This window comes from Sphingobacterium cellulitidis, from assembly GCF_043187465.1.
Lineage (GTDB): Bacteria > Bacteroidota > Bacteroidia > Sphingobacteriales > Sphingobacteriaceae > Sphingobacterium > Sphingobacterium cellulitidis.
The window spans coordinates 2,874,632-2,895,421 of the sequence record NZ_CP171136.1 but is presented as its reverse complement, the minus strand read 5'-3'; the positions used below and the strand labels follow the sequence as shown (position 1 = coordinate 2,895,421).

Below are 20,790 nucleotides of genomic sequence, written 5' to 3'. Positions count from 1 at the left end.
AGACTAAATGCGACTAAATGCAACCGGACAATAATGCGCTAATCTGCAGTAGGTATTTCAAATAAATGCTAGTAACTACTAGTTGGAATTTGGTAGTAAATGGCAGTAACTATTCGGGGGAAATTGAGGGTAGAACTACTAGCGAAAACTTTAGTTTCAAAACCGTAATAGAACGTAATGATACCATGTTGAAAAATGTTGAGAATTATTCCAACTATTCTTGTCGAAAATCTCAATAAACCTTATATTCAAGTTGACAAAATGTATTTCATTTCTTATGAGGACCTAACAAAGCTTAGAGATGTCCAAATAAGTAAAGGGTTTAATATCTCAGAAGTAAGTTCTGAATTGAGGTTCGAATCCAACTACATCCCGAATAATTAGGGTTTTAATTGTAATTGATAGGGTTTTTAAAGCAATATTGCGAAAATGGTAGGGTGAAGCAAAGAAGAAAATAAAAGATTTAATAAATAATTTGAATGCATCTATTGCAGAAGGGCTAACAAATAGTGGGAAAAACGGATTAAAAGGTTAGCAGAGGAAGCAAAAAAAGCTGTGTCGGGCATTGATGTGGTTTCAGATGGAAATTAAAACCTACGCTGATTTTCTCGCTGGTTTGTTGGGAGTGTAACTCAAACTGTGTCATTGGATTTAAATCTTAAAAACCTCTTTCTAATTTGAGTCTATCCCCAAATCTAATATAAAGTTGGGATATGGTCAAGCCCCAGTTATGCATTGGCATCGTCCATTTTTTTGCAATATCTTTAATAATTAAATACATCAATTTCATGAGCGCCTGTTCAGAGCTGAAAGCTCCTTTAGATTTAATAATTTTTCGTATCTGACGGTGCATTCCCTCGATTGGATTTGTGGTGTATATAATCTTGCGAACCTGATCCTCGTATTCAAAGAAAGTAGAAAGATTGGTCCAGTTATCCATCCAGGATTTGGCAGCAAGTGGGTATTTCTTGCCCCATTTTTCTTCAAAAGACAGTAGGTTTTCATATCCCATTTCTTCGTTCACAGCCTTATAGACCGGTTTTAGATCCTCCATGACAAGCTTCTTGTCTTTTTCGGTTACGTAACGCATACTTGTTCTGATCTGGTGAACAATACACAACTGGATCTTTGTTTTTGGAAAAATAGCTTCTATGGCCTCAGGGAACCCTTTTAGACCATCAATACAAGCAATAAGGATGTCTTCAACGCCACGTTGCTTTAAATCTGTAAGAACTGAAAGCCAGAACTTAGCTCCCTCATTTTCTGAGCTATAAAGACCAATCAGATCTTTTCTACCATCCATACCAACTCCCAGGATATTATAGATAGCCCTCGATTCAACAGTTCCATTCTGGCGAACCTTGATGTGCATACAGTCTAGGAATACAAAGGGATAAACAGCTTCAAGAGGCCTGCTACGCCACTCATTTACCGCTGGAAGCACGCTTTCTGTAATACGCGATATTTCTGTGGCAGAGATCTCCATTGCATACATTTCGCGTATAAACTCGCTTATCGCCCGTGTGCTCATTCCTTTGGCATACATGCTCAACACATGTCCCTCAAGCTGTTCAGTGATGATTAATTGTCTCTTAGGTACTACTTTAGGCTCGAACGTTCCCGATCTATCCCGACCTGTCTCCAGCTCAAAAGTTCCGGTATTGAGACCTCGGACTGTCTTTTTTGTCTTGCCATTTCGACGATTGCTATTGCCCGAAGCTTTCTCTTCGTTCAAGTGGTTTTCCAGTTCTCCATCCATCATCGATTCCAACAGATGCTTCATTAACGGCGCTAGGACGCCATCATTGGGAGATAAACTTTTACCTTCGTAAAGACCTTGCATAGCTTCTGCCTTGAAGCGTTCAAAGTCGAATGGGTCTTTTTCTTTCATGACCGTGTCGTTTGAATAATTGAATATAAATAATCTTATTGAATTATTCCTCTGACACAGTTTACGTTACAGTCTCGGTTTGTTGTTTATTTTCCTAATTGCTTTCGTCTGTCAGAAACCTCTTTCATATAATTATCAATGTAAGGTTTTACATCCTCAAATTTTGCAACTCCATTAAACTCCGCAATTTGTTTCCCAAAATATCCTTTGAGACTGCTAGTCAATTTTCCATTTCTGTATGATAAAATTAAGGAATGGTCTATCGATGCATTGCCGTCCAGTTCCAATGCAAATTCTATAAGCTTTTGCGAGCAAAATATTGCATCTGAAATTAGTTTGTCTTGCGATTTTGGATTTGTTCTTATTTGGCAAGTCAAATTGTGTGAAACATACTCTTCTTTATTGCTTTCTGTTAAGTTTAAAAATGGATGTCCAACTTGGAGTTCTCTATTATACAAACTTTTTTTGTCCTGCTCAAACCAAAAGCCTCTAGCAATAACTTCTACGAATTGGTCGTGAAATTTGAAAAGATAGTGTGAAAACTCCGTTAGCATTTCATTTACATTATTTCCGAATTCGTATAAATTGCCATAATTTTCATTCTCATAAACGAACCGTTCCTTCAGCCACTTTGAATTTTCAACTTTATAGACCCAAGGATATTCTTGTCCTTCCTCCCAATTAGAATTGAATGGCAAATTTTCACCCCTACAAATTTTCAAAGCATCTAAGTTCTCAAAAGTTATACGACCATATTGTTCGTCTTCTGTTTGAAAATAAATTCCGGTTAGCTTTTCGCTATATATAGTGTCAGGACTTAAAACAAAGTCTGCAACAATAGGTATAATAATTCCTTTCGCTTGTTCCATTTGTGAAATTATTAATAACTGGAGTGTCGTTTTTCAAGACAACTAATGTTATTATTTATGCAATATATTAACTTTTATTACTAGTGGAAGGGGAGTGTTTAATCGATTGGTTTGAATTAGCATGCATTTTGCCGATTGGCGTGATTCTGATGAACTGTCCATCGGCATTAATTTCAAATTATAGGTCTTCGTCTATTTCCATAATTTACTACTAAAGCTCTTAATAAAATATAATAATTAGGACACGAAAATTTACAAGGGGGTATATATGTAAAAATTGGAGTCCAAACCAATACTGATTTTTAAAAGTGTGCCAAAAGTGTGACGAGATTTTCAATATTTTACGCTTTTTATACTCCTATGTTTTTCTTCATTTAATTATGGTTTAAATGAAAAACGATAGGTTACCTTCTGTTATTTCTATTGTTTACTGAAAGTGGGCGGGATTCGAATTTGAGGTTTCTTTGCCATTGTGTGTTTATATAGTTTAGACGTTGGTTAGTCCTTGGAAACAGCGAGTTTTTTCGTGATTTTATGGTGCTGTTTTTTGTGCTAATTTTCTTGTGTTTTATATTTTCTATATTCCTTTTTTAACTTCATTCCTCTATAAGTGGTAACCGGCGTGGGCTCACCTGGAGGAACAATATGTGCAGCGAGAATTACTTGTTCAAACCACTCTTTGGGATAATCCCCATCTTCTAAATGAATTTGATTTTTATCAAAATATTCCATATTACACTCTCCAATCTCAATTTCTCCCGTATTTAACTCAACTAAAGTATAATAGTATTGTTTATTATTGATCGTTTTAAGTCTAATTTTCTCAGCCATATTACAAACTTTTAAGTTTCTTAATAGTTCCTTCTAATTCTTTGATTAACTCATTTTTTACTTTGTCCTCATTTTTACCTGTTAATCGGTCCTTCTGAATGGATGGATGAATAATAGGGGGAGCGGAGGTGTCAATACCAAATAAGAAAATTGGATTGGCACCTACTTTAGTTATATATCCTTTTAAAATATCATAAGTAGGATTGGCCATAAACGATTTTTCTAAATTAGAAATCGTTCCTTGAGTTGCTTTAACAAGTTCAGCGATTTGAACCTGAGATAAACCAGATTCTTCTCTTATTTTTTTGAAAATTTCATTTGTTCTCATTCTATATCTTATTCCGTTATTTGAATCCCAATGAGTCCAAACAAATTCTTTAAAATCATTTATGTGGTCCAGAAGCTCCTCTTCTTTCTCCTTTCTAGTCTCGAATAAATCCCCAATCTCTTTTTCACCCATATAGGGCTTAATCAGATAAAGTCCTCCAGTAGTTTCGGCTGTTGTTTTTGCAAAATATATTTAAAGGCTAATGTGATCATATATGATGCTCGACCGATGTGTTCTAGCAAGCCTTTTTATTTAATCGATATTGAAATCAAATTTTGCGCGATGTTCTAACATTGCAGCAAGCTTTTCATTTGTATATCCTATAAAACGAAAAAAAGAAAAAATTAGAGGATTTATGGAAGTAAGTTTTCGTCAATTAATTCCCCTACAATCTTTGCATGTTCGTTGAATTGTGGAGAAGTGGGTGAAAACCCTACCATATCTCTTTTAATTATGTCGAAAGCATCAGTAAATCCATTTGTATTACTTTAATAAAGATAAATATCATCATTTATTTTATAAACTTCGCCTACATGTAAAGAGTTATTTAGGAAAAATTTAGCAGTTAGAATATAAATCATAATTTTTTAAAAATATAATGAAAAAACACATCACACATCCATATATAATTAAGCCAATCCATTTGTTAACAATTTCAGTTATTGGAATAGGAGGTAGCGGCACGCAAGTACTATCTTGTCTTGCTCGAATAAATACAGGTTTGATTGCATTGGGTCATCCAGGAATTCATGTTATTGCATTTTGATTCCGACAAAGTATTTGAAGCAAATATTGGAAGACAAATGTTTTTTCCAACTGATTTGGGAGTTAACAAAGCAATTTCTTCAATCACACGTATCAACCGTTTCTTCAGATTTGATAGGGAGGCAGTTCCAAAAAACTATAATGGAAAGCCATCAAACTTTGTAATTACCTGTACTGATAATAATAGTTCCAGGATTCAGGTATAATCTTTGAAAAAAAGATACCTCATTTCTAAATAAATCATTAGATAACAATAGTCTATTGTATTGGTTAGACTTTGGAAATAGCAGAAATATAGACCAGGTTGTATTAGGCTCTGCTTTTCATATTGGAAAGCTAGCATTAAAAAATGTCGACCAATTATTCGATTTGAAATCTATTAAAGAAGAAGATCAGGGACCTAGCTGCTCTTTAGCTAAGGCTTTAACAAAGCAGGATATGTTTATAAATTCCACTCTTGCTCAACTAGGATGTAATATTCTATGGAAACTAATAGCTAAAGGCCAAATTGAGCAACAGGGTTTGTTTTTGAATATAGATACAATGAATGTTAAGGGAATTAGCGTTCAATCAAACTAGGAGCAGTTAAGCGATATGAAATAGAATTAGTTAAAAATAGTGATTGCATATAATGATTACCCTCATTATCATTGAAAGATATTGAACAACATAACAATGTTCCAACATGGTGCCTGTTTACCTCGTTTATATGAAGACTAACCAGATTGTTTGGATTTAATTGTCGAGGTAATATATCCCTTGTGTTTGTAAAGGTATTGCTGAAAAACTCTATATCTAAATCGTATAATTCGTTATCTACTAATCTAATATTTAGGAAACCTTCATTTAAAACAACAGCATGCCTTGTTTGAGATAGTTCAAATTTTGGTAATATAGTTCTCCTATGTTGAGAGTATGAAATATTATTAGTTTTCTTTTGTTCTTTAATTGTAATTATGATTAAATATGCAGAAATAACAGCTACCAATAATGTCATCCATTCTGCAACGGTTCCCCAAGCATTTGGGTTTAATGGAACTTCAAAATATTGTGATTTATCAAAATGCTTATTTAAAATTAACCAATTTTCAATGAATCCAATTCCCCCAAAAAATCCGATTATAATAGATGTCAAACTCCAGATTAATATATTAAGTTTATTTTTCATTAAAAAAATATTATTTAAGATTCAGACCCAAGTTTATTTGTGTCCAAAATTTTAGTTTATTTGTAAATAAACCAAATTATTAAACTTATGATTGAATCTAAAACAATAAATTTCTGCTTGTTTCGATATCATCTGAATCCTATTGAAAGCAATTCAGCGCAATTAGAATTATTCGATGGAGTTAAGCTTTCTCCAAAACTTATTAAGGAGAAAAAAAATGAATTTTTTGAAAAAGTTATTTTGGAAAAATTGAGTTTAGGCACTGCGAGTAATCCTATGGAATTATTTGATCAATCCGGAAACTATTTTTTGATAAAGATTGCAAATCCTAAAAAAACTAAGATTGTGAAGAACTTTAAGGAAAGTGTATTTGAGCATGAACCTTACGTTTACGTAATCATTAATAATGATAAAAATATCCAGAAAATAGCGATAAGCCAAAATTCAGAGGCATTTTACGCGGTAGATGCTGCAAAAAATGTACTTTTTAAAGTGTTGAATAGAGAATTGAAGAAATATGGTCTGAATGTCGAAATAGAAAAATTATTTGATGTTCGAGATTTTTGGACATATGTCGATGATCACAGACATGAAATAAAAAAAATAGAATTTGAATTTATTAAACCCAATTTAGCTAGTATTTCTAAAGTTATTCCTGAAGCGTTTAGAAAATTACAAGAAAAGACAAATGCACATAAAGCTAAAGTAGCGATTGAAGCACCAGACCACGGTGTCTTGGAAGAAATCAATAGATCGAATAAAGAGATTAGTGGTATGGTGGAATATTCTTCAGAGGGCGGGGGTAATATTAAGATGAAAATAAAAGGATTAAAACGAATAATAAATACAGAGGAAAAACCAGTAATTTTACAAATTCGGGAAATTGATCTTGAAGGCGCTCCAGATCAGCTGATAAAAATTTATAAAGAAATCGTTGAATGATAAGAATAATAAAAAATCTACTACTTTACGTTTTAATTTCTTTCGGATTATTATTGGTTAGTAGTTGGCTGAAGTCAGAGTTTGTTGTAATTTATTTATCCAAAGATTTAATGACTACATTAATCACACTTTTCGGACTTAATGTAGCCGTTTTATCAATTCTAGTAAGTAAATTAAGCGAAATACAAAAGACAATTGATAATTTAGATATTAAACAAATAGTTTTAGAAATGAAATTCTCATTGTTAGAATTTTTTACAATTATCATAGTTGCGTTTCTAAGTTCGACCCTTTCTACCAGCGAAGTTATTAACTTTCAATATAAAGATGTCTTATTTAATTCCGTATCTCTTGCAACTCTTATTTATTCTCTGGTAATAATATGGGATACTGGTCATGGAATTTTTATTTTAATTTCTGAGGAGAATGAATCAAGCTAATTTGAAGTAATAATATATTAATATAATTGTATTTTATATTAAAATATTGTTAAAATTGAATATTAAAAAGGGGATGATAATTGGCATAGATCCAAATGTTGATAACAATGGAATAGCCATTTATCAAAGAGAAAATAAAACGTTGGAACTTTATGCCCTTTCTTTCTTCCAGTTATTTGACTTATTGGTCTCAATGAAAGAACTCATCAAAGAAGTAATTGTTGAAGCGTCTTGGTTGATTAAGAAAGCTAATTTTCATAACGAATCGAAAGGTGTAAGAGTTTCATCAAAGATTGGTTCTAGGACAGGTGCAAATAATGAAGTTGAAAGAAAGATAATTGAAATGTGTGAGTATCTCAAAATTCTTTGTCAGGGTATTAGACCATTAAAGAAAAGATGGAAAGGTCGAGATGGTAAAATCACCCATAAAGAGTTCTTTAAGTTGACCGAATATATTTCCTCAACCAATCAAGAAAAGCGAGATGCTGGTCTTTAAGTGTGGGGTTACTAAGGACAATGTAGAGTTTTTTTTATCGTTCATAATTCAGGTTTATAATTGGTTAGTGTGCCAGTGGTCGTGAGATAGCCGGCAATTTTTTAAGTAGGGTCACTTGATTTTAATTCTGTGAAGAAATCCAATGAAATATTTCCCGTAAAAGAAGAGTAAATTCCAATTTTCTCATTGTAACTTATTGGGTTATTCCTCGTTAAATCAACTATGCTTTCTCGATAATCATCATGTATATTACTGACTAACTTATTAGTAAAGTCATTTGCTGTAGAGTATGATTTTTTTACCATCTCTAAATTAGGGTTATGATACATTTTCTTTATAGTTTCTACTGCAGGTCTATCGGTATCTATCTCGAATAATGGGATATCCCTATCAAAATAAACTTCACCTAATTTGTTGTGAAGTTTATCTTCGTCGTTGTGAACATATTTATTTCGTAAGTTCATTAACTCTAAAGTCCTTCTAAATGTTTCATCACCTAAATCTAAATCATCTTTGAAAATCCTCGTATAATAATTTAAGTTTTTCAATTTGTGATTAAAATTTTGATTTAAGAAACCTTTTAATACCTCTGGATACAACTTTAATTCATTTCTACTACCAATTCTAATAATTAAGTTTAAGAAGGATTCAATTTTAAATGCCGAGTTTAAAACAAATGATTTTGCTAAAGCATGGAATTTTACGCTATTTTTTCTGAAATCAATTAATTGATTGCGATATTCATCAAGATTTCCTTGGTTAATTAGGTGTCCATGTGTTGAAGTAGGAGGAGTAATGTTTATTTTTAACAATTCTTCCCAAAGCGTTTCTGTACATTCATGATAACTTTGATAATGATTTATGTATGTCACATGTTTCTCAAAAGTTTGTAGTTTTTTATTAATCTCTTTTAAATACTTTTTTATATTTAATTTAAAGAAAGAAATCACATCAAATTCGCCATCATACGAATATCTTATTTCAATTGTATGGACTGTTCTCCAAATTTGAATATATCCTTTATCGCTTTCCATAATAAAATCCCACCATATAGGATTGTCTAAAGGTTTTCCTATTTTTGAAGCACTAAAAAACCCATTGGGTTGGTGAGAAATTTTCAATGTTAAAAGAGCATAGACTTTTGCTACCTCAATTTCTTTATGTTTTAAGCTGATAATATTTAATTGTTCTTTTTCAATATGTTCTGAAGAATAAATTTTTTTGAAATTTTTAGGAGTATTTTTCCAGTTCTCAATATCCTGATAGTCTTTATTCTTATTTGATTCGACAAAGTAAGGGCACTTCAAATTACTTACATCTTTTAATATTATTATATTCTGTAATGCAAGTCTTGCAGAAAGTAATTCAAGACCAATTTTTTTAGATTGTTTTTTTTGGAGATTAAAAAAAAATATTGCCAAATAAAATCTATTTCCAATTATTGCTGACCAATAATAAAACTCACGATTATCTAATGATCTATATGTTTCAACAAAACTTATGTTGGGAAGGTTTAGGTCATTGGGAATTAATTCGTTAGAATTTATTAATTCAAAATGTTTTGCTTCCAATGGGCTGCTGCTAATTTGAAAAATACATTCTTCATCAACAGTGAACTGATTAAGTACCTTGTTTTCTCCTTTCTTAAAAATATATTTCCAACTACTTGGTAAACTAAGGGCATAATATCCTTCCGGATCTTTAAAAATTTCATTTTTATTTTCCATAATTGAGTAGTAGAGTGGTTATTTCAAATATATTATTTATCAAAGGAAAACACTAAAAATTAGTTTTTTCTATATATTAATCAATTGCAAATATTTAAAAAGTTCTTATAACCACACTGTTCATAACTCAGTTTTGATTTATTATTTATTTATTGATTCTTTGTAAACAGAGTTCCTCATGGAGAGACACTGTTTTTGATACTTAATTCGATGATTATTGACAAACTCCATAAATAAGCTTTCTTTGGAGTATTAAATTAATGATAAAAAATAAAGCCTGATCTCGAACATCAGGCTCTAAATAACAAAAATGAATATTTTTATCTATGGCCAATCTCAGCCAAGGCAGCTGAGCAACCAAAACAAATCTATGAATTATTTGCAGGTAGTGGAACTTTTTTTATTAGTTCTATATTTGATTTTGCAATTAATTCTGAAACCAACTCCATATTTACTATAAATGGATTGATGATATGGTGGCAAGTCCACCATGTTTTTTATTTTTAAATAACAAACTAATTATAAAATTGTAATGAAATATATTTCTTTAACTCATAATGCAGAGGCAGCGAATTGTCCTCATTGTGGTGCCTATTCAAAAATGGAATGGAATGATTGTAACCTTAATAATAGAAAAAAGGGTTGGCGTCTGAATATTGAATCAATAGATGTTGCAATTTGTACTCATTGCGAACAATATTCTATTTGGATTCTTGACGATCCTTTAGATTTAAATAATTCATTTACAATGTTATATCCTAATTATGGAAATGTACCTCAGCCAAATGATGATTTAACAGAATCAATAAAAAATGACTATTTAGAAGCTGCATCAATAGTAAATTTGTCTCCTAGAGGTGCTGTTGCCATTTTAAGATTAGCCCTCCAAAAATTGTGTAAAGAAGTAGGAGAAAATGGTGAAAATATCAATGCAGATATTAAATCACTTGTTAGTAAAGGGTTAAACCCTGTAATACAACAAGCTCTTGATAGTGTTAGAGTTACAGGTAATAATGCTGTTCATCCTGGTGTATTAGATTTGAAGGATGATCGTGAAACTGCTATAAAGATTTTTGGATTTATTAATATTATTGCTGAAGCATTAATTACTCAACCTAAGCAAATAGGTGAATTTTATGATTTAAAATTACCTAATTCCGATAAAGTTGCAATTGAGAAAAGAGATAATAAATAAATTATGATAAATGTCAATAAAATTGAAGAAAGATTAAAAAAGAGTATACATTTCAATTAATGATATCAATAAGGAAAATCTTCAAAATACACAGATATTAGTTTAAATGGCGGTAAATTAATGTTAGATGCGGATATCGTTGATATAAATGATAATTTCATTATGAAAATAGATCAATTAATAAACATATCGAATGGGGAATTTGAGAAATTAGCCAAATCTAACTACCAACTAGTTTTTGTAATAAGTATCTTTTAGCTTACTTCTATATAAATACAAATATGTGATTAAAATATATTAATATATTTGTATTTTAATGAAATATGTTAGACACTTTTATGAGCAAATCCGTGATCAACAGAGTAATAAAAACTGAAGAAATAAATTGGCGTGAGCTTAAATTTCTTCAATCTGAATCTTTTAAGGAGTTCGCAAAAGAGGAGATGCAAAAGCTTTAGAATTCCATTCTAAGCAATAGTATTACTCAACCATTTATGTCTGGAAATTTGAAGAAAATTGTTGTGTTTGGATGGTTTCCATCGAACTATTGTGAATGATTTACTACTACTGGCCAATAAGTCTTAAATCTAAGTCATAAATAGGATAGGTATTAATTCCATTGAAGTTTTCAATATGTTTTTTTTGTCCTTTATTATCTACATAATATGTAGGTCCAAGTTTAAGGTTTTGGTTATATGCTTTAAAAATCTATAGTTTTACCTTTCATGATTGTATTGTCAATAATCAGATCTCTTTTGTACGCAAATCCTGCACTATCCCTATGGCCAGTTAAGGTCATAACTTGATTATCATCAAATCCAACAGTAATTAATGATACAACTGTTGTATGTTTCCAAGAAAACAGTATATAATTATAGTCTAATTTAAGATTATCCTTAATTGTTTGATATCTTCTCGCAAAATAATCATGATAAACCGGTTCATGATTTGGTTTTTTACCTTTCCCAAAACGTAAAAATCTAATGGCTGAGCAATGAGGTCCATTTCAGATATTAGATTCATTAATTCTTCACATATTGGAAAATATCGATAACCGGTCTTTCCATTAACTTTAATTTGTCTTGAAATAATGTCAATATCCTGGATCTTTAATAAGCGAATTTCTTTAGGTCTCATGTAATCTAAAAATGATTGAATATCAACGTCTGTTAATTCACTGATTGGTATTAAAGGATCAGGTAAATTTTGGACCCATTTCTTCAAATTATTAATAAAAGAAACATAGGTGCTAATTGTATTTGGTTCAAGTCCGGATTTGGTACAATAATCCAAGAATTTGTTCATTTCGATTTCTGTAGACCAAGGTTTTTTGGATTTGAGTTTGGTCTCAACCTCAATTTTCCTTTTCAGTAGTAATTATTTGATCTTCAATATAAATCTTTGGCATAAAAGGATTAAATCCATTAGCTAATACATAATCGATATCATCTTTCAATTGGTTGATGGCAACTTCCTTTTCATGAACATCATGAATATAATTTACACCATCCCTTACATAGAACTTTTTAAACTTACCTGGATATTCTGGATATTCAAATTCATATACAACCCTCCAATCACCACTAGATGCTCTTATAATTCTTGCATTCTTATATTTTTTAGCATTCATAAACCTTTTCCTCTTAGAATTATGACTTGGTGCTGTTTTTGCACTTAAAACAGAAAAACCGCTCTCAATTGCTTGAAAGCGGTTTTTGTCTTACGGAGAGGGCGGGATTGCCTTCGGCGATCCCTTGTGGGGGAGGCTAAAAGATGGAAATTAAAACCTACGCTCGTTTCTCTCGCTGGTTTTGTTGTTTACAGCGAATTGCTTCAAAACATTTTGGCAATTCGCTGTAAACAACAAAACCCTTCAACTACGTTGAAGGGTTTTAATTTATCTTTGCGGAGAGGGCGGGATTCGAACCCGCGGTACCGTTTCCAGTACGACAGTTTAGCAAACTGTTCCTTTCGGCCACTCAGGCACCTCTCCGGGTTTCGACAGTGCAAACATAACGCAAAATTTTCACTCTTCAAAGTCGATTTAGCGAAAAATTCCCATTTTATTCTACTCTATCAGCAACCTTTTGAATATCAATTTGTTTTTTTAATTATCTTTCTTCTTGCTCAGATCATAATCGATGCGAACATGGTAAATGCTCTTCAACATCGCCTTGAATATCTTCGCCGATTCGGAGATCTCACGCATCGTAATATCCGCATTCTGGAACTGTCGCTGCATCAATTTATGGTCAATAATCTTGTCCACTAAATTGTTGATTGATTCCTCCGTTGGCTCCTTTAATGCTCTGGATGCCGCTTCTACTGAATCCGCCATCATCAATACCGCAGTTTCCTTGGAGAATGGCACTGGACCCGGATACTTAAAGATGGACTCGTCAATTACCTTGTCCGGATTCGCCTTCACCGCCATGTTGTAAAAGTAATCTACCTTCGTCGTTCCGTGATGCGTCCGGATAAAGTCTATTACAACCTCCGGCATTTGGTTCTTACGGGCCATTTCTATTCCCTTTAAAACGTGGGAAATGATGATCTGTGCACTTTGTTCCGGTGTCAACTCCTCATGCGGGTTGTCGTTTGTCTTTTGGTTCTCGATGAAATAAAGTGGATTGATCATCTTTCCAATATCATGATATAGCGCTCCTGCACGTATTAATAGAGGATTTCCACCAATCTTATAAATTGCTGCCTCCGCAAGGTTAGCAACCTGTAAGGAGTGTTGAAAGGTTCCTGGTGCTTTCAGAGATAACTCACGCAATAAACGCGAATTACTGTTGGTCAGCTCCATCAAGGTCAGATCAGATACAATTCCGAATAATTTCTCAAATGCATAGATCAATGGATAGGCTAGGAGGGTTAAACCCACACTCACCGTAAACGGAAGGATGTCTTGCCAATAGATGGAAGAGAAAGATCCGTTTCTGGTCAATACCAATCCGACATAGGCAAGAATATATGTTGCCAGTATCAATACACTGGAAACAAGGAATTGCTCTCTTTTAACCAATGTACGGATGCTATAAATAGCGACCATACCCGCTGTAAATTGTAGGAATACAAAGTCAAAACTGTTCGGCACGAATAGACCTGCTACCAAGACCATTAGAATATGGATATTCAATGCGATCCGGGTATCAAATAATAGTCTGAAGATAATCGGTACGGAACAGTAAGGGATATAGTATAAGCTTGGGATCTTGATCTTGATTGCCCAACTCAATACCCCCAGCATCACCAAAATAACGATGAAGATGATAAAGAGTAAGCGGTTGTTGTTGAAGATATCCCTTCTAAAGAAATATAGGAATACCATCAGCAGCGCCATTGCCAATGAAATCAAGACGAAATGACCAAAGGTCACAAGGTTTTGTTCACCACTGATCCTGGATTCATCTTCGAATACCTTACGTAGTGATTCCAGCTTCTGGTAGGTCTCATTATTGATGATCTTGCCTTGCTCGGCAATCAGCTCGTCTTTTTGAACCATACCCCGCGTAGTGGAGATATTGGCCAATGCCGTCTGTTCAACCTTATTGGTTTGGGATTCGTTGAAGACATAGTTGATGGTGATGTAGTTCTTGAGAACTTCTGACAACCAACGCTTATGCTCAATCAGTTTATTCTTTTCCAATGCCCCAACAATATATTGGTTCGCCGATTCGATGGTGAAGCAGTCGACCGTATTTTTTTGCTGAGCAATATTATCATGGATTAATACAAAATTATATTCTAGGGAAGTTGGGTCATTTTTGGTTGAATCGCTACCCTTGATTTGGTATCGGTTATTTAACGAGATAACACCACGTCCATAAATATAGTTTAACAATGCCGTACCAACTTCACGATAATCATTGAGGTTGCCAGTTTCAGAAGAATCCAGTTGGCTGGCTTGCCATTTTTCATTAAGGTCAGTATTGAATTGGTCGATTTGTTCTTTGCTAGCGACGTCATTCAAGTTATAGATTGGCTGGACCGTGTTAAGGATATATTGCTTATCACGTTCCATTTCCTCGGCAGTCTTTAAAATGGCAAAATTATAGGGCGATGTTAGATTCTCATGATTCCATGGTTTTCCTTTCTGATATTCATATCTGAACCGAGGTTGTTTCGGCAGAAAAATACAGATCAGCACAATGGTAAGAATCACCATGCCGTATTTCCACATAGTGGAGTTTTGTTTAAGTTTATCCTTAGGGTAATTTATTTTTAATTTCGCCACAGTCTATTTTTAGTAATCCTAACTAACAAATGTAATTATTTTAGAGCAAACAGTACATCTCACATCTCTCAATTTGTAAGCTAATTGTAGCAATTCATTCAAAAACGGACATTGTTTTCTGATAGAGGATAATACTTGTTATCTTTGCAAAAAAATTAATACATGTCCACACAACAACACTTAATAGCACCGTCGGTATTGGCTGCAGATTTTGCCAATTTACAGCGTGATGTTCAAATGGTAAATGAAAGCGAAGCAGATTGGTTTCATATTGACATCATGGATGGTGTATTTGTTCCAAATATCTCTTTTGGATTTCCAGTAATGAATGCGATTGCGAAACATGCCAAGAAACCTTTGGATGTTCATTTGATGATTGTTGATCCCGACCGTTATCTAAAAGTTTGTAAGGACAATGGTGCCGAAATTATTACTGTTCATTACGAAGCTTGTACTCACTTACACCGCACATTAGCAGCGATTAAGGAGTTGGGATGTAAAGCAGGAGTTGCTTTGAATCCGCATACGCCAGTTTCGTTGTTGAAGGATGTGATTCAGGATATTGACCTGGTATGTTTGATGTCGGTGAATCCTGGATTCGGCGGACAGAAATTTATTGAGCGTACCTACAGCAAGATTAAAGAATTGCGCGCTTTGGCGGCTGACCAAAATACGGATGTATTAATCGAGATTGATGGTGGAGTAGGGACCTCGAATGCAGGCAAATTATTAGCTGCTGGAGCGGACGTTTTAGTGGCTGGAAGTTTTGTGTTCAGTTCGGAAAACCCGATGCAAACGATTAAGGATTTGAAGGCTGTAGACCCTACAGTTCAAATGGTTTAAGGCGTTTGTTTAGAATACTTCCAAATTAGCGTGTGATGGCAGAAATGCGAATTAAACGCAGTTTTTTTTGTATTTTTGCGTAAATAGCTCATAATAGGGAGCTAATAATGGTTAAAATTTAATAAATCATATTAAACTACAAATAATGGCTTTTGATATAGACATGATCAAAAAGGTATATTCTCAATATGATGAACGTATTACTGCGGCTCGTCAAGTTGTGAATAAACCATTGACTCTAGCTGAGAAAATTTTATATGCACACCTTTGGGATGGTAATGCATCTGAGGCTTACGAACGTGGTAAATCATATGTTGATTTTGCACCGGACCGTGTAGCGATGCAGGATGCGACGGCGCAGATGGCTTTATTGCAATTTATGCAAGCAGGCCGTGCTCAAGCAGCAGTTCCTTCAACTGTACACTGTGACCACTTGATTCAAGCGCGTGATGGAGCAGCAGAGGATTTAAATCGTGCTAAAAACGAAAGTTCTGAAGTATTCAACTTTTTAAGTTCTGTATCTAATAAATATGGTATCGGTTTCTGGAAACCAGGTGCTGGTATTATCCACCAAGTAGTTCTTGAAAACTACGCATTCCCAGGTGGTATGATGATTGGAACTGACTCCCACACAGTAAATGCTGGTGGATTAGGTATGGTTGCTATTGGTGTTGGTGGTGCTGATGCCTGTGATGTAATGGCTGGATTACCTTGGGAACTAAAATTCCCTAAATTAATCGGTGTAAAATTAACTGGTAAATTATCAGGATGGGCGGCTCCTAAAGATGTAATCTTGAAAGTTGCTGGTATCTTAACTGTAAAAGGTGGTACTGGTGCTATCGTAGAATACTTCGGTGAAGGTGCTGAATCATTATCATGTACTGGTAAAGGTACGATCTGTAACATGGGTGCTGAAATTGGTGCTACAACTTCAACCTTCGGATACGATGAGTCAATGGAGCGTTACTTACGTGCTACTGACCGTGCTGAGGTTGCTGATGCCGCAAATGCAATTAAACAACATTTAACAGCAGATGCTGAGGTTTATGCTAACCCTGAGCAATACTTCGATCAATTGATCGAAATCAACTTATCTGAGTTAGAGCCTTCATTGAATGGTCCTTTTACTCCAGATTTGTATACTCCAATCTCACGTATGCGTGAAGAAGCAGGTAAAAACGGATGGCCTACAAAAGTTGAGTGGGGATTGATCGGATCATGTACCAACTCTTCTTACGAGGATTTATCACGTGCTGCATCTATCGCTCGCCAAGCGGTTGAAAAAGGTCTTGTAACAAAAGCTGAATTTGGTATCAACCCAGGTTCTGAGCAAGTACGTTTCACTGCTGACCGTGATGGTTTATTGAAAACTTTCGAAGATCTTAACGCTACTATCTTTACTAATGCATGTGGACCATGTATCGGTATGTGGGATCGTGCTGGATCAGAAAAACAAGAGAAAAACACAATCGTTCACTCCTTCAACCGTAACTTCGCGAAACGTGCTGACGGAAACCCGAATACTTTTGCTTTCGTAACTTCTCCTGAAATGGTAGCAGCAATCGCTATCTCTGGTGACTTAGGATTTAACCCACTTACTGACACTTTGACTAACAAAAATGGTGAGCAAGTGAAATTAGATCCACCTACAGGTGATGAATTACCAGAAAAAGGATTCGCAGTGGATGATCCTGGATATCAAGCTCCTGCAAAAGATGGTTCAAGCGTTACTGTAGATGTATCTCCAACTTCTGATCGTCTACAATTATTAGAGCCTTTCGCTGCTTGGGAAGGTACTGACCTTAAAGGCTTGAAATTATTAATCAAAGCTAAAGGTAAATGTACTACTGACCACATCTCTATGGCTGGTCCTTGGTTGAAATACCGTGGTCACCTAGACAACATCTCTAACAATATGTTGATCGGTGCAGTAAACTTCTTCAACGATAAAACTGATAATGTGAAGAACCAATTGACTGGCGAGTACGGTCCGGTTCCAGCAACTCAACGTGACTACAAAGCTCACGGTATTGGTTCAATCGTTGTTGGTGATGAAAACTATGGTGAAGGTTCTTCTCGTGAGCACGCTGCTATGGAGCCTCGTCACTTAGGCGTTCGTGCTGTATTAGTGAAATCTTTCGCTCGTATCCACGAAACTAACTTGAAAAAACAAGGTATGCTTGGTCTTACCTTCGCTAATAAAGATGATTACGATAAAATCAAAGAAGACGATACAATCGATATCATCGGATTAACTGAATTCGCTCCTAATAAACCGCTTACATTGGTGTTACACCATGCTGACGGTTCTTCGGAAGAAATTCTTGCTAACCACACTTACAACGAACAACAAATCGGTTGGTTCAAAGCTGGTGGTGCATTGAATATTATCCGTGCGAATCAAAATTAGTTAGAGTATTTAGTAGTTAGTATTTAGTATTAAGATTGATTTTCTAGCTGAATATTGGTTTTATAAGATGCTAACTCGAAAAGGTGCTGTTCCGTTGGAACGGCACCTTTTTTTTATAAATTTGATTGAAACGGCATTTTGAAAACTTGAATGTTTGAAAAGTTAATTAGTTAGATATTTTTGAACTGAAGCCTCTTTATATCTAGATGCAATGGGTTTCTGTCTGTCAAGAAATAAAAATATTCCATATCTTTAATCACCTAAATAAACCAAGCAAATAATGAATAAAAGCTTATTGAAAAGCATTGGATTGGCTGTTTTATTAATCAGTACCGGAATAATGGAAACAAAAGCTCAGAAAATACCTTATGAATTGGATGCCAAGAAGAATACTACGGTAACTTATCAGGAACTCCAAGACTATTATTCTACCTTATTGAAGGGTAGGAAAAATGTGAAAATCATGGATATTGGTTTGACCGATGTTGGCAAGCCATTACAGCTAATCGTTCTTTCTAAGGATGGTGATTTTGAACCCAAGAGCATTAAAGCGAAAGGGAAAGCCGTGATGTTGATCAATAATGGGATTCATCCTGGAGAACCTGAAGGGATTGATGCTTCGATGATGTTCATTCGGGACTTATTGAAGGAGGATAAACTGCCGGATAACTTGGTGCTCTGTGTAATTCCGGTTTATAACATCGCTGGGATGCTCAATAGGGGTGAATCTAGAGTAAATCAAAATGGACCTAATGAATATGGTTTCAGAGGTTCCAGGCAACATTATGATTTGAACCGGGACTTTATCAAAGGAGATACAAGAAATTCCAGACTGTTTCAAAAAATCTTTAGCACCTGGGATCCTGATGTGTTTTTTGATACGCATACCAGTAATGGGGCGGATTATCAATATGTAATGACCTTGATTGAAACGCATAAGGATAAACTTCATAAAGATCTTGCGCCCTATATGAAATCCAGGTTTACAGATGAATTGTATAAGAGGATGGAAAAGGAAGGATTTCCAATGGTTCCTTACGTGAATTCAAAGGGAGAAACTCCGGAAAGTGGTTTGGTTTCATTTTTAGAAAGTCCGAGATATTCAACGGGATATGCAGCTTTGCATAATACCATAGGATATATGCCGGAAACACATATGTGGAAACCTTATCAGCAACGTGTGGAGTCTACCTATGCCTTGATGAAAAATTTGTTTGAGGTTTCTGTTCTTGAATCCAAGGAATTGGTCGCTTTGCGTAAAAATGTAAAAGCTCAGGTAGCTTCACAAACTGATTTTCCTGTTAGCTGGGCTTTGGATGCTGAATCTGTAGAACAAATAGACTTCAAGGGCTTTGAATCAGGCAAGAAAGCAAGTGAGGTTTCAGGACAGGATCGTTTATATTATGATCGTAATAAACCTTTCAGCAAGCTAGTGCCTTATTTTTCGACTTATAAACCCACTATAATCATCAAAAAACCGAAGGCTTATATTGTTCCTCAGGCATATGATAAGCTGATTGAATTGATGCAAACCAATGGGGTGAAAATGACAGCATTGGAAAAGGATGAGGTCAAAGAGGTGGAGATGTACTATATCACATCCTATAAAACTCAGGGAAGTCCTTATGAAGGACATTATCCGCATAATTCTGTTGAAATAAAGGCTGAAACCATGAAAGTTCCCTTTTACAAAGGAGATTGGCTAATCGAAACAAATCAGGATATCAACCGTTATATCATCGAAACCTTGGAACCTCAGGCAATGGATTCCTTTTTTAATTGGAATTTCTTTGATGCTATCCTTTCACAGAAAGAGTATTTCTCGGCTTATATCTTTGAAGATACTGCTGCAGAACTATTGAAAAAGGATGCTAAGCTAAAGAAAGATTTTGAAGATGCTAAAAAAAAGGATCCTAAATTGGCGGAAAATGGTAGAGCTCAATTGGAATGGATCTATAAACGTACGCACCACTATGAACATAACTATATGTTATATCCGGTGGGTCGAGTGATGTAGATAACTATTAAAGGATTAGAACTTCCAAGAATTGATTTTTTTGGAAGTTTTTTTATGATTTATGGATTGAAACCTGCTGACAAAAGGCTGTCATTCCATGTTCTTAAATTTGATTATTCAATCATTTAAATAGAAAATATTATGAGCACAAACGGATTTTTTTCAAAAGCAGAATTCTTAAATCATTGGCAAGGCCATAGAAATTTAACAAGAAATACCATTGAGAAATTCCCTGAAAAGGAATTATTTGAATTTAGCATTGGCGGAATGCGTCCATTTGCTGAATTGGTAAAGGAAATATTAACTGTTGGGCTTCCAGGATTGGAAGGAATGGTGAACAATACCACCGATGGATTTAATCATGATGTGCCATTTAATACTAAGGAAGCACTTTTGGCAGAATGGGATAGACAAACTCCATTGATTACAGAATATTATAATCAAATTCCTGAGGAAAGATTTCCAGAGCATTTCAATCTATTTGGTCAATTTAATGCACCAATTTATGAGAATCTATTATACTTTGTTGATAATGAAATTCATCATCGTGGACAAGGATATGTTTATCTAAGAAGTCTAGGTATTGAGCCTCCAATGTTTTGGGATAGATAAAATAAACAGAAAGGCT

The 20,790-nt window shown here is 34.4% G+C and carries 20 protein-coding genes and 1 tRNA gene; 11 read left to right on the top strand and 10 right to left on the bottom strand.

The window, feature by feature from the left end; genetic code table 11:
* Positions 1 to 65 precede the first annotated feature (65 nt).
* Positions 66 to 239: a hypothetical protein gene (locus ACF3OC_RS12815; RefSeq protein ID WP_392469344.1), complete on the top strand. Its 174-nt coding sequence runs from the start codon at positions 66 to 68 to the stop codon at positions 237 to 239.
* A 419-nt stretch (positions 240 to 658) separates the two neighbouring features.
* Here the strand turns inward: ACF3OC_RS12815 and ACF3OC_RS12810 are convergent, their stop codons facing one another.
* From ACF3OC_RS12810 to ACF3OC_RS12795, 4 genes are all read right to left on the bottom strand, one after another.
* Entirely contained in the window at positions 659 to 1,891 is a 1,233-nt protein-coding gene (locus tag ACF3OC_RS12810; protein ID WP_059344605.1) for an IS256 family transposase, read from the bottom strand.
* 86 nt (positions 1,892 to 1,977) lie between these two features.
* Positions 1,978 to 2,760, bottom strand: a complete 783-nt coding sequence (locus ACF3OC_RS12805) for a hypothetical protein (protein ID WP_392469343.1) — start codon at positions 2,758 to 2,760, stop codon at positions 1,978 to 1,980.
* 552 nt (positions 2,761 to 3,312) lie between these two features.
* Complete coding sequence (locus ACF3OC_RS12800) at positions 3,313 to 3,591, bottom strand: hypothetical protein (protein WP_392469342.1); 279 nt, start codon at positions 3,589 to 3,591, stop codon at positions 3,313 to 3,315.
* Between the two features lies 1 nt (position 3,592).
* Complete coding sequence (locus tag ACF3OC_RS12795; RefSeq protein WP_392469341.1) at positions 3,593 to 4,051, bottom strand: helix-turn-helix domain-containing protein; 459 nt, start codon at positions 4,049 to 4,051, stop codon at positions 3,593 to 3,595.
* 593 nt (positions 4,052 to 4,644) lie between these two features.
* On the opposite strand from ACF3OC_RS12795, the gene ACF3OC_RS12790 reads away from it, so the two are divergent.
* Together ACF3OC_RS12790 and ACF3OC_RS12785 are read left to right on the top strand one after the other, a co-directional pair.
* On the top strand, positions 4,645 to 4,890 hold the full coding sequence (locus ACF3OC_RS12790) for a hypothetical protein (RefSeq protein ID WP_392469340.1): 246 nt from the start codon (positions 4,645 to 4,647) through the stop codon (positions 4,888 to 4,890).
* Between the two features lie 55 nt (positions 4,891 to 4,945).
* Positions 4,946 to 5,263, top strand: coding sequence for a hypothetical protein (locus ACF3OC_RS12785; protein WP_392469339.1), 318 nt, complete (start codon positions 4,946 to 4,948; stop codon positions 5,261 to 5,263).
* On the opposite strand, the gene ACF3OC_RS12780 is transcribed toward ACF3OC_RS12785, so the two are convergent.
* Positions 5,244 to 5,852 (bottom strand): hypothetical protein, encoded by a 609-nt coding sequence (locus tag ACF3OC_RS12780; protein ID WP_392469338.1) that lies wholly within the window; start codon positions 5,850 to 5,852, stop codon positions 5,244 to 5,246. The genes ACF3OC_RS12785 and ACF3OC_RS12780 overlap by 20 nt on opposite strands.
* 87 nt (positions 5,853 to 5,939) lie before the next feature.
* Between ACF3OC_RS12780 and ACF3OC_RS12775 the strand changes: the two genes are divergently transcribed.
* The 3 genes from ACF3OC_RS12775 (at position 5,940) to ACF3OC_RS12765 (ending at position 7,730) form a co-directional block, all read left to right on the top strand.
* Positions 5,940 to 6,794: a hypothetical protein gene (locus ACF3OC_RS12775; protein ID WP_392469337.1), complete on the top strand. Its 855-nt coding sequence runs from the start codon at positions 5,940 to 5,942 to the stop codon at positions 6,792 to 6,794.
* Positions 6,795 to 6,904: 110 nt separating this feature from the next.
* Positions 6,905 to 7,234, top strand: coding sequence for a hypothetical protein (locus ACF3OC_RS12770; protein WP_392469336.1), 330 nt, complete (start codon positions 6,905 to 6,907; stop codon positions 7,232 to 7,234).
* 73 nt (positions 7,235 to 7,307) lie between these two features.
* Complete coding sequence (locus ACF3OC_RS12765; protein ID WP_392469335.1) at positions 7,308 to 7,730, top strand: hypothetical protein; 423 nt, start codon at positions 7,308 to 7,310, stop codon at positions 7,728 to 7,730.
* Positions 7,731 to 7,831: 101 nt separating this feature from the next.
* Here the strand turns inward: ACF3OC_RS12765 and ACF3OC_RS12760 are convergent, their stop codons facing one another.
* Complete coding sequence (locus ACF3OC_RS12760) at positions 7,832 to 9,457, bottom strand: hypothetical protein (RefSeq protein WP_392469334.1); 1,626 nt, start codon at positions 9,455 to 9,457, stop codon at positions 7,832 to 7,834.
* Positions 9,458 to 9,989: 532 nt separating this feature from the next.
* On the opposite strand from ACF3OC_RS12760, the gene ACF3OC_RS12755 reads away from it, so the two are divergent.
* Entirely contained in the window at positions 9,990 to 10,652 is a 663-nt protein-coding gene (locus ACF3OC_RS12755; RefSeq protein WP_392469333.1) for a DUF4145 domain-containing protein, read from the top strand.
* A gap of 879 nt (positions 10,653 to 11,531) precedes the next feature.
* Here the strand turns inward: ACF3OC_RS12755 and ACF3OC_RS12750 are convergent.
* The 4 genes from ACF3OC_RS12750 to ACF3OC_RS12735 form a co-directional block, all read right to left on the bottom strand.
* On the bottom strand, positions 11,532 to 11,957 hold the full coding sequence (locus tag ACF3OC_RS12750) for a phage integrase N-terminal SAM-like domain-containing protein (RefSeq protein ID WP_392469332.1): 426 nt from the start codon (positions 11,955 to 11,957) through the stop codon (positions 11,532 to 11,534).
* Positions 11,958 to 12,006: 49 nt separating this feature from the next.
* Positions 12,007 to 12,282, bottom strand: coding sequence for a hypothetical protein (locus tag ACF3OC_RS12745; RefSeq protein WP_392469331.1), 276 nt, complete (start codon positions 12,280 to 12,282; stop codon positions 12,007 to 12,009).
* Positions 12,283 to 12,558: 276 nt separating this feature from the next.
* Positions 12,559 to 12,645: transfer RNA gene (locus tag ACF3OC_RS12740), tRNA-Ser, on the bottom strand.
* 114 nt (positions 12,646 to 12,759) lie between these two features.
* Positions 12,760 to 14,892 carry an HD family phosphohydrolase gene (locus ACF3OC_RS12735; protein ID WP_392469330.1) on the bottom strand — a complete coding sequence of 711 codons (2,133 nt, stop codon included), beginning with the start codon at positions 14,890 to 14,892 and terminating at the stop codon, positions 12,760 to 12,762.
* 162 nt (positions 14,893 to 15,054) lie between these two features.
* On the opposite strand from ACF3OC_RS12735, the gene rpe reads away from it, so the two are divergent.
* From rpe to ACF3OC_RS12715, 4 genes are all read left to right on the top strand, one after another.
* Entirely contained in the window at positions 15,055 to 15,735 is a 681-nt protein-coding gene (gene rpe, locus ACF3OC_RS12730; protein WP_094255801.1) for a ribulose-phosphate 3-epimerase, read from the top strand.
* Between the two features lie 145 nt (positions 15,736 to 15,880).
* On the top strand, positions 15,881 to 18,145 hold the full coding sequence (locus tag ACF3OC_RS12725) for an aconitate hydratase (RefSeq protein ID WP_094255800.1): 2,265 nt from the start codon (positions 15,881 to 15,883) through the stop codon (positions 18,143 to 18,145).
* Positions 18,146 to 18,425: 280 nt separating this feature from the next.
* Positions 18,426 to 20,162 carry a M14 family zinc carboxypeptidase gene (locus tag ACF3OC_RS12720; protein WP_392469329.1) on the top strand — a complete coding sequence of 579 codons (1,737 nt, stop codon included), beginning with the start codon at positions 18,426 to 18,428 and terminating at the stop codon, positions 20,160 to 20,162.
* A gap of 141 nt (positions 20,163 to 20,303) precedes the next feature.
* Positions 20,304 to 20,774: a DinB family protein gene (locus tag ACF3OC_RS12715; RefSeq protein WP_392469328.1), complete on the top strand. Its 471-nt coding sequence runs from the start codon at positions 20,304 to 20,306 to the stop codon at positions 20,772 to 20,774.
* Positions 20,775 to 20,790: the final 16 nt, after the last annotated feature.

Excerpts from the sequence above, each read along its gene's own strand:
- ACF3OC_RS12815 (WP_392469344.1), top strand. The coding sequence starts at position 66 with ATGCTAGTAACTACTAGTTGGAATTTGGTAGTAAATGGCAGTAACTAT.
- ACF3OC_RS12810 (WP_059344605.1), bottom strand. The coding sequence starts at position 1,891 with ATGAAAGAAAAAGACCCATTCGACTTTGAACGCTTCAAGGCAGAAGCT.
- ACF3OC_RS12805 (WP_392469343.1), bottom strand. The coding sequence starts at position 2,760 with ATGGAACAAGCGAAAGGAATTATTATACCTATTGTTGCAGACTTTGTT.
- ACF3OC_RS12800 (WP_392469342.1), bottom strand. The coding sequence starts at position 3,591 with ATGGCTGAGAAAATTAGACTTAAAACGATCAATAATAAACAATACTAT.
- ACF3OC_RS12795 (WP_392469341.1), bottom strand. The coding sequence starts at position 4,051 with ATGGGTGAAAAAGAGATTGGGGATTTATTCGAGACTAGAAAGGAGAAA.
- ACF3OC_RS12780 (WP_392469338.1), bottom strand. The coding sequence starts at position 5,852 with ATGAAAAATAAACTTAATATATTAATCTGGAGTTTGACATCTATTATA.
- ACF3OC_RS12775 (WP_392469337.1), top strand. The coding sequence starts at position 5,940 with ATGATTGAATCTAAAACAATAAATTTCTGCTTGTTTCGATATCATCTG.
- ACF3OC_RS12770 (WP_392469336.1), top strand. The coding sequence starts at position 6,905 with ATGACTACATTAATCACACTTTTCGGACTTAATGTAGCCGTTTTATCA.
- ACF3OC_RS12765 (WP_392469335.1), top strand. The coding sequence starts at position 7,308 with ATGATAATTGGCATAGATCCAAATGTTGATAACAATGGAATAGCCATT.
- ACF3OC_RS12760 (WP_392469334.1), bottom strand. The coding sequence starts at position 9,457 with ATGGAAAATAAAAATGAAATTTTTAAAGATCCGGAAGGATATTATGCC.
- ACF3OC_RS12755 (WP_392469333.1), top strand. The coding sequence starts at position 9,990 with ATGAAATATATTTCTTTAACTCATAATGCAGAGGCAGCGAATTGTCCT.
- ACF3OC_RS12750 (WP_392469332.1), bottom strand. The coding sequence starts at position 11,957 with ATGAACAAATTCTTGGATTATTGTACCAAATCCGGACTTGAACCAAAT.
- ACF3OC_RS12745 (WP_392469331.1), bottom strand. The coding sequence starts at position 12,282 with ATGAATGCTAAAAAATATAAGAATGCAAGAATTATAAGAGCATCTAGT.
- rpe (WP_094255801.1), top strand. The coding sequence starts at position 15,055 with ATGTCCACACAACAACACTTAATAGCACCGTCGGTATTGGCTGCAGAT.
- ACF3OC_RS12725 (WP_094255800.1), top strand. The coding sequence starts at position 15,881 with ATGGCTTTTGATATAGACATGATCAAAAAGGTATATTCTCAATATGAT.
- ACF3OC_RS12720 (WP_392469329.1), top strand. The coding sequence starts at position 18,426 with ATGAATAAAAGCTTATTGAAAAGCATTGGATTGGCTGTTTTATTAATC.
- ACF3OC_RS12715 (WP_392469328.1), top strand. The coding sequence starts at position 20,304 with ATGAGCACAAACGGATTTTTTTCAAAAGCAGAATTCTTAAATCATTGG.